The sequence below is a fragment of the Streptomyces sp. NPDC007808 genome, from assembly GCF_042868655.1.
Classification (GTDB): Bacteria; Actinomycetota; Actinomycetes; order Streptomycetales; family Streptomycetaceae; genus Streptomyces.
The window spans coordinates 437,687-454,438 of record NZ_JBIAEQ010000002.1; the positions used below are offsets into that span (position 1 = coordinate 437,687).

Consider the following 16,752-nt stretch of genomic DNA (forward strand, 5'->3'; position numbering starts at 1 on the left):
GCGCCGTACGCGGTTTTACGAAACATTGACTCCGAAGTCTAGGGCGATGCCCCTGAGACCCGACGCGTACCCCTGACCCACCGCCCGGAACTTCCATTCTCCCTGGTGGCGGTAGACCTCGCCGAAGATCATGGCGGTCTCGGTGGACGCGTCCTCGCTGAGGTCGTAGCGCGCGAGTTCCTGACCGTCGGCCTGGTTCACGACCCGGATGAAGGCGTTGCTGACCTGACCGAAGGTCTGGCCCCGCTCATCGGCCATGTGGATGGAGACCGGGAAGACGATCTTGTCGCACTGGGCCGGCACCTTGGACAGGTCGACCAGGAGCGACTCGTCGTCGCCGTCGCCCTCGCCGGTGAGGTTGTCCCCGGTGTGCTCCACCGAGCCGTCCGGGCTCTTGAGCTGGTTGTAGAAGACGAACCACTCATCGCCCAGTACCCGTCCGCCGTTGCACATCAGGGCGCTGGCGTCGAGGTCGAAGGGGGCTCCGGTGGTGGAGCGCGCGTCCCAGCCGAGCCCGATCATCACCTGAGTGAGGTTCGGTGCGGCCTTGGACAGGGAGACATTGCCTCCCTTGGCGAGCGTGACGCCCATGATGCTGGTCCTCCCCGGGTGATGCTTCTTTGGTTGTCCTGCGCATCCGGCGCCGCACCCAAACGGTGCGGCGCCGGACTCAGCCAGTGGTGTGCTCGAATCAGACGTTCACACCGAAGTCCTGTGCGATACCGCGCAGGCCCGAGGCGTAGCCCTGGCCGATGGCGCGGAACTTCCACTCCGCCCCGTGCCGGTACAGCTCACCGAAGACCATGGCGGTCTCGGTGGACGCGTCCTCGCTGAGGTCGTAGCGCGCGATCTCGGCGCCGCCGGCCTGGTTCACGACGCGGATGAACGCGTTGCGCACCTGCCCGAAGGACTGCTGGCGGTTCTCGGCGTCGTAGATCGAGACCGGGAAGACGATCTTCTCGACGTCGGTCGGGACGCCCGCCAGGTTGACCTTGATCTGCTCGTCGTCGCCCTCGCCCTCACCGGTGAGGTTGTCACCGGTGTGCTCGACGGAGCCGTCGGCGCTCTTGAGGTTGTTGAAGAAGACGAAGTTGGCGTCGCTGGCGACCTTGCCCGCGCTGTTCAGCAGCAGCGCGCTGGCGTCCAGGTCGAAGTCGGTGCCGGTCGTGGTGCGGACGTCCCACCCCAGACCGACGATGACCGCAGTGAGGCCCGGGGCCTCCTTGCTCAGTGATACGTTGCCGCCCTTGCTGAGGCTGACTCCCACGAGTCCTCCATTGGTTTCCAGGGGCGGGGAGCCCCGCCGTGCGTGTGATATCGGATCAACGACTCGATCCTAGTAACGGGTTCCCGTACCCCGCAGGCCTTGGCGCCGAAGAATCCCAGGTGTCGGTGGCAGGGGGTCCCCGAGTGGTCAGAGAGTGTCGAGCGCCTCGACGTACTCGTTCAGGTCGCGGGCGTCGGGCAGGGCGTTGACGACCGTCCAGCGCACGACGCCCTCCTTGTCGATGACGAAGGTGCCGCGCACCGCGCAGCCCTTGTCCTCGGCGAAGACGCCGTAGGCGCGGCTGACCTCGCCGTGCGGCCAGAAGTCGCTGAGCAGCGGGTACTCCAGGCCCTCCTGCTCGGCGAAGACGCGCAGGGTGTGGATGGAGTCGTTGGAGACGGCGAGCACCTGGGTGTCGCGGTCGGAGAACCGCGGCAGGTTGTCGCGCACCTCGCACAGCTCACCGGTGCACACGCCGGTGAAGGCGAAGGGGTAGAAGAGCAGGACCACGTTCTTGGAGCCGCGGAAGTCGGAGAGCTTCACGGTGGCGCCGTGGTTGTCCTTGAGCTCGAAGTCGGGGGCCTTGTCGCCGACCTGGATCGCCATCGTCGTGGATGTCCCTTCGGTGGGGCTGTTCGGGTGGCGTCCACCCTATGCAGCGGCCCCCGGGGCCCGTGCAGGAGGCCGGGCCGGGCGTTTCCACCCGGCCCGGCACCGCCACACCGGTTACTTCTTGGCCTTGGCGGCCTTGGGCGTCACCAGACGGCTGCCACTCCAGTCCTTGCCGACGCTGACACTCTTGGACGCCGACAGACCAGCCGTGGTCGCGGCTTCAGAGATGTCGCTGGGCTCCACGTAGCCGTCACGGCCCGTCTTCGGCGTCAGCAGCAGGATCGAGCCACCCTCTTCGATGTACGTGGTGGCATCCACCAGCGCATCCGTCAGGTCGCCGTCCTCGTCGCGGAACCAGAGCACCACGGCATCGGCGACGTCGTCGTAGTCCTCGTCCACGAGCTCACTGCCGACGACTTCCTCAATGGCCTCGCGGAGTTCCTGGTCTACGTCGTCGTCGTAGCCGATCTCCTGGACCACCTGCTCGGGCTGGAACCCCAGCCTTGCGGCAGGGTTCGTCCGCTCCTCCGCGTGGTCCGCGGTCGCGCTCACGGGTTGCCTCCTGATCATGTCTTGGGAATAACTCAGCCACGCGCGTGCGCGAAGCATTGGCCGTAGTCCACACGGGCGGGGCGGATCGCGCAAGTACCCGGCCGTTCAGACCGCCGAAACGGTGACGATCCTGAACGTGTCACCCCAACTCCTCGCACACCATCATCGTCTCAAGGTGACACGCACCACACCAATCTGCCCCCTTTGCACGTTTGGGAACCATCCATGGGTACTCCGCCGTTGGTCAGGGGCCGGTTACCTCGCAGTAGAGATGACGTTTGCCGCCCCGAGGTACACGATGGGGAGCGGTAGAGACACCCAGAAACCCCAGAAACACAGCCCTCTGACAGGTAAGGAACAGCGTGGCTTCCGGATCCGATCGCAACCCGATCATCATTGGCGGCCTTCCGAGTCAGGTTCCTGACTTCGATCCCGAGGAAACCCAGGAGTGGCTCGACTCCCTCGACGCCGCCGTGGACGAGCGCGGCCGGGAGCGGGCCCGCTATCTGATGCTGCGGCTGATCGAGCGGGCCCGCGAGAGGCGCGTGGCCGTGCCCGAGATGCGCAGCACGGACTACGTCAACACGATCGCCACCAAGGACGAGCCGTTCTTCCCGGGCAACGAGGAGATCGAGCGCAAGATCCTCAACGCGACCCGGTGGAACGCGGCCGTGATGGTGTCCAGGGCCCAGCGCCCGGGTATCGGCGTCGGCGGCCACATCGCCACCTTCGCCTCCTCCGCCTCGCTCTACGACGTGGGCTTCAACCACTTCTTCCGCGGCAAGGACGGGGGCGACGGCGGCGACCAGATCTTCTTCCAGGGCCACGCCTCCCCGGGCATCTACGCGCGCGCGTTCCTGCTGGACCGCCTCGACGAGCAGAACCTGGACGCGTTCCGCCAGGAGAAGTCCAAGGCGCCGTACGGGCTGTCCTCCTACCCGCACCCGCGGCTGATGCCGGACTTCTGGGAGTTCCCGACCGTGTCGATGGGCCTCGGCCCGATCGGCGCGATCTTCCAGGCGCGGATGAACCGCTACATGGAGGCGCGCGGCATCGCGGACACCTCCCAGTCGCACGTGTGGGCGTTCCTGGGCGACGGCGAGATGGACGAGCCGGAGTCGCTCGGCCAGCTGTCCATCGCCGCCCGTGAGGGCCTGGACAACCTGACCTTCGTCGTGAACTGCAACCTGCAGCGCCTGGACGGGCCGGTGCGCGGCAACGGCAAGGTCATCCAGGAGCTGGAGTCGATCTTCCGGGGCGCCGGCTGGAACGTCATCAAGCTGGTGTGGGACCGCAGCTGGGACCCGCTGCTCGCGCAGGACCGCGACGGCGTGCTGGTCAACCGGATGAACACCACGCCGGACGGCCAGTTCCAGACGTACGCCACCGAGACCGGCGCCTACATCCGGGACCACTTCTTCGGTGACGACCAGCGGCTGCGCGCGATGGTCGAGGGCATGACCGACGACCAGATCCTGCACCTGGGCCGCGGCGGCCACGACCACCGCAAGATCTACGCCGCGTACTCGGCGGCCCGCGCCCACAAGGGCCAGCCGACCGTGATCCTGGCCAAGACGATCAAGGGCTGGACGCTGGGCCCCAACTTCGAGGGCCGCAACGCCACGCACCAGATGAAGAAGCTGACGGTCGACGACCTCAAGCGCTTCCGCGACCGGCTGCACCTGCCGATCTCCGACAAGGACCTGGAGAGCGGTCTCCCGCCGTACTACCACCCGGGGCGGGACTCCGAGGAGATCCAGTACATGCACGACCGCCGCAAGGGGCTCGGCGGGTACGTCCCGACGCGTGTCGTGCGGTCGAAGCCGCTGGCGCTTCCCGACGACAAGACGTACGCGACCGTGAAGAAGGGCTCCGGTCAGCAGTCGATCGCCACCACCATGGCGTTCGTGCGGCTGCTCAAGGACCTCATGCGGGACAAGGAACTCGGCAAGCGGTTCGTGCTGATCGCGCCGGACGAGTACCGCACGTTCGGCATGGACTCCTTCTTCCCGAGCGCGAAGATCTACAACCCGCTCGGCCAGCAGTACGAGGCGGTCGACCGCGATCTGCTGCTCGCCTACAAGGAGTCGCCGCAGGGGCAGATGCTGCACGACGGCATCTCCGAGGCCGGCTGCACGGCCTCGCTGATCGCGGCGGGTTCGGCCTACGCCACGCACGGCGAGCCGCTGATCCCGGTGTACGTCTTCTACTCGATGTTCGGTTTCCAGCGCACCGGCGACCAGTTCTGGCAGATGTCGGACCAGCTCGCGCGCGGTTTCGTGCTGGGTGCGACCGCCGGCCGTACGACGCTGACCGGTGAGGGCCTCCAGCACGCCGACGGCCACTCGCAGCTGCTCGCCTCGACCAACCCGGGCTGTGTGGCGTACGACCCGGCGTTCGGCTTCGAGATCGCGCACATCGTCAAGGACGGTCTGCGGCGGATGTACGGCGGCGACGCCGAGCACCCGCACGGCGAGGACGTCTTCTACTACCTCACCGTCTACAACGAGCCCATCCAGCACCCGGCCGAGCCCGAGAACGTCGACGTCGAGGGCATCCTCAAGGGCGTCTACCGCTTCAGCGAGGGCACCTCGGGGTCGATCCCGGCGCAGATCATGGCGTCCGGTGTCGCCGTTCCGTGGGCGGTCGAGGCGCAGAAGATCCTCGCCGAGGAGTGGAACGTCAAGGCCGACGTCTGGTCGGCGACCTCCTGGAACGAGCTGCGGCGCGAGGCCGTGGAGTGCGAGGAGCACAACCTGCTGCACCCCGAGGAGGAGCAGCGGGTGCCGTACGTGACGCGGAAGCTGACCGGGGCCGAGGGGCCGTTCGTGGCGGTGTCGGACTGGATGCGGGCGGTGCCCGACCAGATCGCCCGCTGGGTCCCGGGGACGTACCAGTCCCTGGGCGCGGACGGGTTCGGGTTCGCGGACACCCGCGGTGCGGCGCGGCGGTTCTTCCACATCGACGCGCAGTCGGTGGTGGTCGCGGTGCTCACCGAGCTGGCCAAGGAGGGCAAGGTCGACCGCTCGGCGCTGAAGCAGGCGATCGACCGCTACCAGCTGCTGGATGTGTCGGCGGCGGACCCGGGGGCCGCGGGCGGCGACGCGTAACTCCCGGTTTCGCACCTTTCTTCGAGGCGGCACCGCGGCGGTGCCGCCTCGACGTTTCCTACGATGCTCCCCATGACGCCCCCGAAGACCGAGCCGACCGCCCAGGAGCGTTGGGAGCGGCGCACGCAAGGTCCGCTGCTGGTGCTCGCCCTCCTGTTCGCGGCCGCGTACGCCCTCCCGATCGTGGAGCCGGATGCCGCGCAGGCCGTGCTCACCGCATGCCACCTCACCAACTGGGTGGTCTGGGGCGCCTTCGCCCTGGACTATCTGATACGGCTCTGGCTGAGCGAGGACCGGATGCGCTTCGTGCGCGGCAATCCGCTGGCGCTGCTGGCGGTGCTGCTGCCGCTGGCGCAGCCGTTGCGCCTGCTGAAGCTGGTGTCGATGCTGTTCCTCGCCGGGCAGCGGGCGCGGGCGGCGTCGCAGGTGCGGGTCACCACGTACGTCGCGGGGTCGTGTGTGGGGCTGCTCGTCTTCGGTGCCCTGGCCGTGCTGGAGGTGGAGCGGGGCCAGCCGGGGGCGTCCATACACACGCTGGAGGACGCGATCTGGTGGGCGTTCACCACGATGACGACCGTGGGGTACGGCGACATGGCGCCGACCACGGGACTCGGCCGCCTCCTGGCGATCGGGCTGATGCTGTCGGGGATCGCCCTGCTGGGTGTCGTGACCGCGAACATCGCCGCGTGGTTCATAGCGCGGTTCGAGAAGGACGACGTGGAGGAGCGGCGTCAGACGGAGGCGATACGGGTGCTGACGGAGGAGATCCGAGCGCTCAGGGCCGAGGTCGCCGCGTTGTCGGGGGACAAGGTCGGCGACGAAACGGTGGCTTAGCGGCTCGCCCGAGCGGCTGGGCTCGGGCGGGTCGCAGCCCGGCGGCGCGGCTGCCCGCGGCGCCCGTCAGAACAGTCCGTTGCCCGGAGTGGTCGTCCCCGCCAGCCACATGAGGGCCAGCAGGGTGTCGATCGCGCCCAGGACCACGGCGATCAGGGCCGGAACGTGACGGGTTCCCGACCAAGTGCGGCCCATGGCCAGCCAGCCGCAGACGATCGCCACCGGGCCGAGGATGATGCCCAGGACGAAGAAGCCGGCGACCGCACAGATGGCCCCGATGATGCCCAGGGTCGCGCGATCCGGCCCGGTCCGTGACCACGTCCGGCCACGTGAGCGGGGGTGCCTGCGCGTACCGTGTCCGAAACCCGCCATCGTCAACTCCCTGAGTCGGCGTTCGAGTTGACGGGTACCCACGGTGCGCTCTTCATTCCTGCGGCTTTCGGGCCGTCGGTGCGCTGCCCCCCTCCGGCAGCGCACCGCAGCCCAGGCCGCCCCCGGCGTCGTACGCATGTGCCCGAGGAGCATGCCGTACGGAGGGCTTGACCCACTGTGACCTGCGGCATGGGCCGGGTGGGAGGGATCGTCGGCCTTGTCACCCTGATAGGGGAACTCCGGGCGAGGCGGGAACTCGCGCCGGCGATCCCTCCGTTGAGCCGTGTCGCGTCAGATGTGCGCGGCGCCGGCGCCCGCCTCCGCGTTCTCGCCCTTCTTGGTGAGGAAGGCGACGAGGACGGCGACGACGGCCACACCGGCGGCGACCAGGGACGCCGCGCTCATGCCCGAGATGAAGGTGTCGCGTGCGACGTCCGTGATCTTCACGGCGATCTGCTCGGGAGTGCCCGGGGCCAGCGGGGCCACGCCGACCTGGACCGCCTCGGAGGCCTGGGCCTCCTGGGCCGCCGTGAGCGGCGGAAGTCCGGCGGACTTCCAGTTGCCGGCGAGGTCGCTGTCGACCTTGGAGGCCATGACGGCGCCCAGCACGGCCGTACCGAGGCTGCCGCCGATCTGCATCGCGGCCTGCTGGAGACCGCCGGCCACGCCGGACAGCTCCATCGGCGCGTTGCCCACGATGACCTCCGTGGCACCGACCATGACCGGCGCGAGGCCGAGGCCGAGAAGGGCGAACCAGAGCGACATGACGCCGCTGCCGGTGTGCGTGTCCAGCGTGGACATGCCGTACATGGCGATCGCGGTGAGGGCCATGCCGCCCGCGAGCGGCACGCGCGGGCCGAGCTTGGTGATCACGGCACCCGCGAGCGGCGAGCCGACGATCATCATGCCGGTCAGCGGCAGGAGGTGGAGGCCGGCGTCGATGGGGCTCATGTCGTGGACGTTCTGGAGGTAGAACGTCACGAAGAACAGGCCGCCCATGAACGCGATGGCCATCAGGACCATCAGCACGACACCGGCGGACAGCGCCACCGAGCGGAACAGCCCGAGCGGGATCAGCGGCTCCTTCACCTTCGTCTCCCAGAGGGCGAACAGCGCGAAGCCCGCGACGGAGGCGCCGAGGAAGGCGAGCGTCTTGGGGTCCCCCCAGCCCCACTCGGACGGCGGGGCCTTGATCAGTGCCCACACCAGGCAGAACACGGCGGTCGACAGCAGGGCGATGCCCGGGATGTCGAAGGAGCGCGGGGCGTTCTCGGCGCGGTGGTCGAGCAGGATCAGCACGCCGAGGACGACGGCGAGGATGCCGACCGGCACGTTGATGAAGAACACCGACTGCCAGTTGACGTGCTCGACGAGGACGCCGCCGAGGATCGGGCCGCCCGCGGTGGAGGCACCGATGACCATGCCCCAGATGCCGATGGCCATGTTGAGCTTCTCGGCCGGGAACGTCGCCCTCAGCAGGCCGAGCGCGGCCGGCATCAGCAGCGCGCCGAACAGGCCCTGCAGGACGCGGAAGGTGACGACCAGCGCGATGCTGTCGGACAGGCCGATGGCACCGGAGGCGGCGGCGAAGCCGACCACGCCTATGAGGAAGGTCTGCCGGTGCCCGAAGCGGTCGCCGAGCTTGCCGGCGGTGATCAGGGAGACGGCGAGGGCCAGGAAGTAGCCGTTGGTGATCCACTGGACCTCGGCGAAGCTGGCACTGAGGTCCTTCTGGATGGCCGGGTTGGCGATGGCCACGATGGTGCCGTCGAGGGCCACCATCATGACCCCCACTGCGACGGTGATGAGGGTGAACCAAGGGTGGCCGCGCAGCCCCTTGGCCGGCGTCGCGTCCGACGGAGCTGCCGGTGCCTTGCCCCCCGACCCCGTCGTTTCGATGGTGGTCTGACTAGTCATGTGTTCGAGGCTAGTGACAGCCTCTGACAATTGACAAACCAATTCACAAGTCGGTAACTGACAGGCATGGAAACACTGCGCGAACGCAAGAAGCAGCGCACCCGGGACGCGCTGCTGCGCACCGCGCTGGAGCTCTTCACCACCCAGGGTTACGAGCAGACGACCGTCGACGAGATCACCGAGGCCGTCGACGTGTCCCAGCGCACCTTCTTCCGCTATTTCGCCGGCAAGGAGGAGGCGGCGCTCGCGATGGGCGACCTGGCGGTGGCGCACTTCGTGCAGGCCGTGCGCGAGCGGCCGGCGCACGAACCCCCGATGCAGGCGCTGCGCCGGTCCGTGCTGGAGAGCTGGGACACCCTGAACGACGTGATCGAGGCGGTCGTACCGGTCGAGCTGTACCTGCGGATGTACCGGGTGGTCGAGTCGACACCCGTCCTGCTCGCCGCTCACCTGCGCAAGTCCGTGGAGATCGAGGAGACCCTCGCGCGCATCCTCGCCGAGCGTGAGCGGGTCGACGTGGACGCCGATCCGCGGCCCCGGCTGGCGGTGGCGGTGTTCGGCGGGGTGATGCGCCTGACGGAGCGTCAGTGGAGCGCGGGGGAAAACCTCGACCTCGACACCATGCGGACGTTGACCGTCTCATATCTCGAACAGGTCGGACCGGCACTCAGCGAGAGCTGGCGAACACACTGAGGTCATCGGCGTGTTCACGACGACCCGAGTGAAACGTGATACCTGTCACTCGGTTAACGCGAGACCCTCTCGTTCTCCTAGTGTGTCCTTTCAGTGACTTCCTTCGACACCTCCCCGCCCCTGAACGTCTGGCGCGCTCTGCTCGCGCTGGCTGTCGTGTTCGTGATGCTGGCGACCACCGGCTGGACCGCCCTGCGCACCCACCGGAGCCCGGCACCGCTCCAGGCCTCGCTCAGCGCCTGGGAGCAGGGCAGCGTCGCCGGGCAGCGACTGCCGGCCGCGAACTCCTCCCCCGCTCGGCTCACCCGTTTCTTCGCCTCGCTCACCGAACGGCAGCGCGCCGACCTCGCCCACCGCTATCCGCTCGCGGTCGGCAACATGAACGGCGCCCCGGTAGAGCTGCGCTACCGCGCCAACCGCATCGCGCTCCGCGAGGCACGCGAAGTCGAGCGCAAACGCATGCACGACGACGGGCTCACAGCCGACGGACAGCGCGAGGCGGGCCGCCGTATGCACCGCTTCGAGTCGATGATGCGGGCGGACCGGCACATCCTCGCCTTCGACCCGGAGGGCTCGGGGCGGGCCGCCGAGGTCTTCGGCGACCTGGACGAGGCCGAGCGGATCTCGGTCGTCGTCCCCGGTGTCGACACCGACCTGCTGACCTTCCAGCGCACCAGCCGCAAGTACTCCGCGCCGGTCGGCATGGCGCAGTCGCTGTACGCCGCCGAGCGCGAGGTCCGGCCCTCGACGCGTACGGCCGTGATCGCCTGGGCCGACTACACCTCGCCGAGCGGACTCGGGATCGACTCCGCGACCGCGATGCGCGCGCAGTCCGGGGCCGTGCGCCTGAACGCGCTGGTGCGGGCGCTGCCCGGCAGCTCACCCGTCTCCCTCTTCTGCCACAGCTACGGCTCCGTGCTGTGCGGGCTGGCCGCGCCCGTGCTGCCGGGCCGGGTGGCCGACATAGCGGTGGCCGGCAGCCCCGGCATGCGGGTCGCCAAGGCCTCTCAGCTGCGCACCTCGGCGCATGTGTGGGCGATGCGGGACGCCGACGACTGGGTGCAGGACGTGCCGTATCTGGAGCTCGGTGGCCTGGGGCACGGCGAGGACCCGGTGTCGGCGGTGTTCGGGGCGCGGGTGCTGTCGGCGCGGGACGCCAAGGGGCACGGCGGTTACTTCGAGCCCGGCACGGACAGTGTGGCGAACTTCGCCGGGATCGGGGTCGGCGCGTACGAGTCGGTGCGGTGCGCCGACGATGCCGGGGTCTGTCGGGACGGTTTGTCCGACACGGCGTCGGCCGGACGCGCGTAGAGGCGCAGGATCCGCGGTCTGCGCGGGGTGGCGACGGAGGGGCACGTGCCGCATACGATGAGCCGCATGGGTGACGTACTGGCCGGATTTCATGCCGCCTGGGAGTTCGAGTCCGACTCCGTGCTCATCCGTTACGAACGGGGGATTCGAACACCCAAGCTCTTCCAGGCGCTTACCGAAAGACGCGTCCCGCTTGAGGCGATCGCCGGGGTGACACTGACGCCCGGCAAGCGCGGGACCGTGGCGCTGCGCATCGAGCCGCGGCCCGGCGCCGATCCGCTGTGGGAGGCGGCCGCGGGGCAGTTGAAGGAGGGCTGCGATCCGTATCGGCTGGTGCTGCCGGCCGACAAGGAGACGCTGGCCGAGTACTACGCCGACGAGCTGCGCGCGCAGTTGACCCGGTCCGGACCCGCGGACGAGTTCCTGGTGGCCGCGCCCGACGTACCGCTGTCGTTCAAGGCGTACGACGGGAAGGCGTCCTTCGACGGTGAGACCGTGCGCTTCCGATGGTTCTGGACGGGGGCGTCGTCGGCCAAGTGGAAGGCGGGCGACCAGAGCTTCTCCGTCGCCGAGTTGAGCGACGTGGAGTGGCGGTCGCCCGAAATCTTCGACGGGCACCTGCGGTTGCTTCCGCGGGACTCCGCCGAGGACCGGCCCGCGCAGGCCGACCAGGATCCGGCGGCCGTCGTGTTCGGGCTGGGATACGGGCCCGTACACGAGTCGTTGCCGTTCGCCGCGGCCGTGCTGGCGGCGGTCCGCAGGAGCGGACCGGTCGCCGCGGTGCCTGCGGCGGCACCGCGGCGCGACCCGGCCGACATCGCCGAGCGCATCCGCCACCTGGGCGAACTGCACCGGGCAGGGCTGGTGACGGATGAGGAGTTCTCGGTGAAGAAGGCCGAGCTGCTGGCGGAGTTGTAGGCGGCCCGGAGGGCGCCTACTCCCTGCCCGCCGAGGCGAACCGCATGTCCGCGTACCGGTCGCCCGCGACCTTCGAGGCGATCGGCTCCAGAGCGGCCAGGTCCTCCTCGGTCAGTTCGATCCGTGTCGCGCCCACGTTCTCCTCCACCCGGGTCGGCTTACGGGTGCCGGGGATCGGGATCACCGCGAGGTCGTGGACGGACGCCCGCTGCTGGACCCAGGCCAGGGCGATCTGGCCCGGGGTGGCGCGGTGCGCGTCGGCCACCGCACGGACGACGTCCACGAGTTCGGCGTTCGTCGTCGCGTTGTCGCCGGTGAAACGGGGGTGCTGACGGCGGAAGTCGTCGCCCGTCAGGTCCTCGGCGCTGGTGAAGGCGCCGGTCAAGAAGCCCCGGCCGAGCGGGGAGTACGGCACCAGGGCCACACCCAGGTCACGGGCCGCGGGCACCACCTTCGGCTCGATGTCCCTGCTGAACAAGGACCACTCGGACTGGACCGCCGCGATGGGGTGGACGGCGTGCGCGGCACGCAGCTCGTCCGCCGTCACCTCGCTCAGGCCCAGGTGCTTGACCTTGCCCTCGCGGACCAGGTCCGCCATCGTGGCGACGGTCTCCTCGATGGGGACGTTCACGTCCCGGCGGTGCATGTAGTAGAGGTCGATCACGTCGACGTCCAGGCGGCGCAGGCTCGCCTCGACGGCCTGGCGTATGTACGGCGCGTCGTTGCGGATGACCCGGCGCGTCGGGTCGTCCGGCGGGATCGACAGGGCGAACTTGGTGGCGATGACGACCTCGTCGCGGTGGGCCTTGAAGAACGGGGCGAGGAACTTCTCGTTCTCGCCCGCGCCGTACGCGTCCGCCGTGTCGTACAACGTGACGCCCAGCTCCAGCGCCCGCTCCAGGGTCGCCCTGGACTCGCCCGCGTCCGAGGGGCCGTAGGCGAAACTCATGCCCATGCAGCCGAGGCCCTGGAGGCCGACCTCGGGCCCGTTCGCGCCCAGTCGTGCCGTTGCGATCCGGTTGTCGGTCATCCAGCCTGCTCCGTCTTCTTCTGTTCGTACAGACGCCCGGCGTCCGCGTAGAAACTGATCTTGCGGTCGAGTACCGCGACCGTGTCCTGCAGTTCGGCGATCCGGGCGAGGACGTCGCGGCGGGTCGACTCCAGCAGCGCGAAGCGCTCACCGAAGGTGTGGTCGCCCTCGCGCACCAGCTCGGCGTACCGCACCATGTCGGCGACCGGCATGCCGGTCAGCCGCAGCTTCCCGACGAGGTCGAGCCAGTCCAGGTCGCGGTTGCTGTAGCGGCGCTGGCCCGTGTGGGAGCGGCCGATGTGCGGCATCAGGCCGATCCGCTCGTACCAGCGCAGGGTGTGGGCCGTCAGGCCGGTGAAGGCGACGACCTCGCTGATCGTGTAGTTGTCCTGGCCTTCCGGCCGTCGGTGCGGGTGCGGCGGGGCGGCACAGCTGTCGGTCCTGGTACTCGTGGTCTCCATCACCGTCATGCGCTCCACGCTATGGCCTTGGAGTGCGCTCCAAGCAAGCGGAAACGGTAAGAAAACCACGGGACATGGCGTGATCGCCTGGTTAGCGTGCGGGGCATGAGTCTCGTACGCCGTGCCATGCCCGAGGACGCGGAGGAAGTGCTGCGTCTGCGGCAGGTGATGATCGACGCGCTGCCCGGTGGGGACAGTTCCACTCAGTGGCATGCGGAGTCGCTGCCGGTGCTGAGAGCGAGGCTGGGCGAGGCGGACGGGGACTTCGCCGTGTTCGTCGTCGACCACCCGGCCCGGCCGGGGGCGCTGGCGGCGCTGGTGGTGGGGACGGTCGACTACCGGATCGGGAAGGCGGGCAATCCGCGCGGACTGTCCGGGTACGTCTTCAGTGTGGCCACCGATCCGCAGGCGCGGCGCCGGGGGTACGCGCGCGCGTGCATGGAGGAACTGCTGGTGTGGTTCCGCGAGCGGGGCGCCGGGCAGGTCATGCTCACCGCGTCCCCGGAGGCCGAGCCGCTCTACGCCTCCCTGGGGTTCGTCCACAAGCCGGACCCCACCATGATGCTGCAGCTCTGAGCGGCTTAGGCTCACAGGCATGTCCTTGCAGAGCCTCGCACTGATCGAGAACTGGCCCGTCCCCACCGCCGCCGCGGGTGTCGTGCGGGCGGACGGCACGGTCCTCGGTACGCACGGTCCCGTCGGTCACCGCTTCCCCCTCGCCTCGGTCACCAAGCCGCTGGCCGCCTACGCGGTGCTCGTCGCCTACGAGGAGGGCGCCGTCGAGCTGGACGAGCCGGCCGGGCCGCAGGGCTCGACCGTCCGGCATCTGCTCGCGCACACCTCCGGGCTGGCCTTCGACGAGCACCGGGTGACGGCGGCGCCCGGTGAGCGGCGGCTGTACTCCAACGCCGGGTTCGAGCAGCTCGGCGACCATGTCGCCAAGGCGACGGACATCCCGTTCGCGGAGTACCTGCGGCAGGCGGTGCTGGAGCCGCTGGGCATGACGGCCACCTCGCTGGAGGGATCCCCGGCGAAGGACGGGGTGTCCACGGTCGAGGACCTGCTGCGGTTCGCGGCCGAGGTGCAGGCCCCGCGCCTGCTGGACCCGCGGACCGTCGCCGAGGCGATGACCGTGCAGTACCCGGGCACCAAGGGCGTACTGCCGGGGTACGGGCACCAGAACCCGAACGACTGGGGGCTCGGTTTCGAGATCCGGAACGGCAAGGCCCCGCACTGGACGGGCTCGTCGTCCTCGCCGCGCACCTTCGGCCATTTCGGGCAGTCGGGTACGTTCCTGTGGATCGACCCGGATGCGGGGGCGGCCTGCGTCGCGCTGACGGACCGGGCGTTCGGGCCGTGGGCGATCGAGGCGTGGCCGCCCTTCACGGACGCGGTGCTGGCGGAGCCGAAGCCGTAGCCTTCAGCCCCTCGCCCTCGCCCTCGCCCTCTCCCTCGGCGTCGATGTGCGGCATGATCCGGTCCAGCCACCGGGGTGCCCACCAGGCGTGCCGGCCCAGCAGCGTCATCACTGCGGGCACCATGAGCAGGCGCACCACGGTGGCGTCGACGAGCACACTGACGGCGAGGCCCAGGCCCAGCATCTTGACCACGATGTTGTCGCTGACGATGAAGGCCGCGAACACGCTCACCATGATCAGTGCCGCGCAGGTGATCACCCGCGCGGTGATCTCCAGGGCATGGGCGACCGCGGCCTTGGCGTCCCCGGTGCGCAGCCAGGCCTCGTGCACCCGGGAGAGCAGGAAGATCTCGTAGTCCATGCTCAGCCCGAAGATGATGGCGAACATCATCATCGGCACATAGCTCTCGATGGGCACCTTGCCGCTGACGCCGAGCGCTGGGCCGCCCCAGCCCCACTGGAAGACGGCGACGACGACGCCGTACGAGGCCGCGATCGACAGCACGTTGAGGACGGCCGCCTTGAGGGCGACGAGCAGGCCGCGGAAGACCGCGAGGATGATCAGGAAGGCCAGCGCGACCACGACGCAGATGATCAGCGGCAGTCGGCTCGACACGATGTCGCGGAAGTCGATCTGGGCGGCCGTCGTCCCGGTGACGTAACCCTTGGCGTCGGTGCCGGAGAGCGCGTCGGGCAGGGTGTCGTCGACGAGCCGGTTCGTGAGGTCGGTGGTGTCCGCGCTCTGCGGGCGCTCGGCCGAGTAGACGGTGCCGACCAGCACGTCCCCGTCCTGGGTGGGCGACAGCGGGGTGACGAACGACGTTCCGGACGCGCTGTTCAGGGCCTGCTGGGCCTTGGACGTCACGTCCGAGCGCTGTGACTGCGGTACGGAGCTCTGGTCGACGACCACGGTGAGCGGCCCGTTGGAGCCGGGGCCGAACGCGTCGCTCATGAGGTCGTAGGCGCGCCGGTCGGTGAAGGACGTCGGGTCGGCGCCGTCGTCGATGTGGCCGAGCTGGATCGAGAACACGGGGACGGCCAGCACCGCGACGGTGACGAGGCCCGCGGCCAGGTACCGCAGCGGATGGCGCTCGACGCGCTGGGCGTAGCGATGCCAGGTGCCCGTGGGTTCCGTGCCCGGCTCGGCGTCGGTCTCGGCGACCGGGCTGCGCAGGTGGTAGCGGTCCAGGCGGTGGCCGATCAGCCCCAGCATGGCGGGGACCAGGGTCAGCGCGCCGAGGACGGCCGAGACCACGGTGACGGCCGCGGCGACACCGAGTTTGCCGATGAAGCTCACGCCCGACACCCACAGGCCCATCAGGGCGACGATCACCGTCGTACCGGAGACGAGCACGGCGCGTCCGCTGGTGGCGGCGGCGTGGCCGGCGGCGCGCACCGGGTCCGCGCCGTTCATGAGGGTCTGCCGGTGCCGGGTGATCAGGAAGAGGGCGTAGTCGATGCCGACGCCGATGCCGATCATCGTGGCGAGGGTGGGCGAGACGGTGGCGAAGACGAACGCCGAGGCGAGCAGCCCCAGGCAGGCCAGTCCCCCGACCACCGCGATCAGCGCGGTGACCAGTGGCAGTACGGCGGCGATCACACTGCCGAAGCCGATCAGCAGGACGACGACGGCGACCGCGAACCCGATCAGCTCGCTCACCCGGTCGTCGGCTTCGGGCCGGGCCAGCTCGCCGAGCGATCCGCCGTACTCGACGTCCGCGCCGGCGTCCCGCAGCGGCTGCACGGCGTCGTCCACCCCGTCGAGGTAGCCGTCGCCCAGGAAGGAGGGCTGCTTGTCGAAGCGGACGGTGAGGTAGGCGGTCCGTCCGTCGGAGGACACCGGCCCCACCTTCGTGGAGGTGGCGTCCAACGGGTTCTGCACGGACAGGACGTCCGGCAGCTTTCGGAGGTCGGCGACGGTGGTGTCGAGCTGCGACGACAGGGAGGTCAGTGCCTTGTCGTCGTCGTGCACGACGATCGGGCTGCTGTAGCCCCCGGCCTGCGGATCATGGGCCTGGAGGATCTCCAGGCCCTCCTGGGACTGCACGTCGGACAGGGTGAAGTCGTCGGAGTACTCCCCGCCGTAGAGGTGGTTCAGGGTCTGCAGCCCGCCCAGGGCCACGAGCCAGGCGATGATCACGATCACGAAGTGGCGGGCGCACCCCTCACCGAGCCGTCGCAGCACCCCCCTGGGAGCGTGCTCCCGTTCCCCCGTGGCTGTGCGTCTGGCCATGGCCTCGGCTCTCTCCGCCGCTCTG

At 69.6% G+C, this 16,752-nt stretch carries 16 protein-coding genes; 7 read left to right on the forward strand and 9 right to left on the reverse strand.

What is annotated here, in order from left to right; all coding sequences use genetic code 11:
* Positions 1–15: 15 nt before the first annotated feature.
* From ACFYNL_RS08245 to ACFYNL_RS08260, 4 genes are all read right to left on the reverse strand, one after another.
* The gene (locus tag ACFYNL_RS08245) at positions 16–591 is read right to left on the reverse strand and encodes a TerD family protein (RefSeq protein ID WP_388798551.1); all 576 of its coding nucleotides are present in this window, start codon (positions 589–591) and stop codon (positions 16–18) included.
* A gap of 100 nt (positions 592–691) precedes the next feature.
* Positions 692–1,267, reverse strand: coding sequence for a TerD family protein (locus ACFYNL_RS08250; RefSeq protein ID WP_388798554.1), 576 nt, complete (start codon positions 1,265–1,267; stop codon positions 692–694).
* A gap of 147 nt (positions 1,268–1,414) precedes the next feature.
* Entirely contained in the window at positions 1,415–1,873 is a 459-nt protein-coding gene (locus ACFYNL_RS08255; protein ID WP_388798557.1) for a peroxiredoxin, read from the reverse strand.
* Between the two features lie 120 nt (positions 1,874–1,993).
* Complete coding sequence (locus tag ACFYNL_RS08260; protein WP_019757723.1) at positions 1,994–2,431, reverse strand: DUF3052 family protein; 438 nt, start codon at positions 2,429–2,431, stop codon at positions 1,994–1,996.
* A 362-nt stretch (positions 2,432–2,793) separates the two neighbouring features.
* Here ACFYNL_RS08260 and aceE point away from each other — a divergent pair, with 362 nt between their 5' ends.
* Together aceE and ACFYNL_RS08270 are read left to right on the forward strand one after the other, a co-directional pair.
* Entirely contained in the window at positions 2,794–5,541 is a 2,748-nt protein-coding gene (aceE, locus tag ACFYNL_RS08265) for a pyruvate dehydrogenase (acetyl-transferring), homodimeric type (protein WP_388798561.1), read from the forward strand.
* A 72-nt stretch (positions 5,542–5,613) separates the two neighbouring features.
* Complete coding sequence (locus ACFYNL_RS08270; RefSeq protein WP_388798564.1) at positions 5,614–6,375, forward strand: potassium channel family protein; 762 nt, start codon at positions 5,614–5,616, stop codon at positions 6,373–6,375.
* 66 nt (positions 6,376–6,441) lie between these two features.
* On the opposite strand, the gene ACFYNL_RS08275 is transcribed toward ACFYNL_RS08270, so the two are convergent.
* Both ACFYNL_RS08275 and ACFYNL_RS08280 read right to left on the reverse strand, forming a co-directional pair.
* Positions 6,442–6,747, reverse strand: coding sequence for a small hydrophobic protein (locus ACFYNL_RS08275; protein ID WP_388800529.1), 306 nt, complete (start codon positions 6,745–6,747; stop codon positions 6,442–6,444).
* Between the two features lie 291 nt (positions 6,748–7,038).
* The gene (locus tag ACFYNL_RS08280; protein ID WP_388798567.1) at positions 7,039–8,664 is read right to left on the reverse strand and encodes an MFS transporter; all 1,626 of its coding nucleotides are present in this window, start codon (positions 8,662–8,664) and stop codon (positions 7,039–7,041) included.
* 66 nt (positions 8,665–8,730) lie between these two features.
* Between ACFYNL_RS08280 and ACFYNL_RS08285 the strand changes: the two genes are divergently transcribed.
* The 3 genes from ACFYNL_RS08285 (at position 8,731) to ACFYNL_RS08295 (ending at position 11,586) form a co-directional block, all read left to right on the forward strand.
* Entirely contained in the window at positions 8,731–9,357 is a 627-nt protein-coding gene (locus ACFYNL_RS08285) for a TetR family transcriptional regulator (protein ID WP_388798570.1), read from the forward strand.
* 93 nt (positions 9,358–9,450) lie between these two features.
* Positions 9,451–10,668 carry an alpha/beta hydrolase gene (locus ACFYNL_RS08290; protein WP_388798573.1) on the forward strand — a complete coding sequence of 406 codons (1,218 nt, stop codon included), beginning with the start codon at positions 9,451–9,453 and terminating at the stop codon, positions 10,666–10,668.
* A 57-nt stretch (positions 10,669–10,725) separates the two neighbouring features.
* On the forward strand, positions 10,726–11,586 hold the full coding sequence (locus ACFYNL_RS08295; protein WP_388800532.1) for a DUF4429 domain-containing protein: 861 nt from the start codon (positions 10,726–10,728) through the stop codon (positions 11,584–11,586).
* Between the two features lie 16 nt (positions 11,587–11,602).
* Here ACFYNL_RS08295 and ACFYNL_RS08300 read toward each other — a convergent pair whose 3' ends face one another.
* Positions 11,603–12,616, reverse strand: a complete 1,014-nt coding sequence (locus ACFYNL_RS08300; RefSeq protein WP_388798576.1) for an aldo/keto reductase — start codon at positions 12,614–12,616, stop codon at positions 11,603–11,605.
* Positions 12,613–13,086 (reverse strand): MerR family transcriptional regulator, encoded by a 474-nt coding sequence (locus ACFYNL_RS08305; protein WP_388798579.1) that lies wholly within the window; start codon positions 13,084–13,086, stop codon positions 12,613–12,615. The genes ACFYNL_RS08300 and ACFYNL_RS08305 overlap by 4 nt, the downstream gene beginning before the upstream one ends.
* A 96-nt stretch (positions 13,087–13,182) precedes the next feature.
* On the opposite strand from ACFYNL_RS08305, the gene ACFYNL_RS08310 reads away from it, so the two are divergent.
* Together ACFYNL_RS08310 and ACFYNL_RS08315 are read left to right on the forward strand one after the other, a co-directional pair.
* Positions 13,183–13,653: a GNAT family N-acetyltransferase gene (locus ACFYNL_RS08310; protein WP_388798582.1), complete on the forward strand. Its 471-nt coding sequence runs from the start codon at positions 13,183–13,185 to the stop codon at positions 13,651–13,653.
* Between the two features lie 19 nt (positions 13,654–13,672).
* Positions 13,673–14,494: a serine hydrolase domain-containing protein gene (locus ACFYNL_RS08315; RefSeq protein WP_388798586.1), complete on the forward strand. Its 822-nt coding sequence runs from the start codon at positions 13,673–13,675 to the stop codon at positions 14,492–14,494.
* Here the strand turns inward: ACFYNL_RS08315 and ACFYNL_RS08320 are convergent.
* On the reverse strand, positions 14,460–16,727 hold the full coding sequence (locus ACFYNL_RS08320; RefSeq protein ID WP_388798589.1) for an MMPL family transporter: 2,268 nt from the start codon (positions 16,725–16,727) through the stop codon (positions 14,460–14,462). The two genes, ACFYNL_RS08315 and ACFYNL_RS08320, sit on opposite strands and share 35 nt — an antisense overlap.
* Positions 16,728–16,752 lie beyond the last annotated feature (25 nt).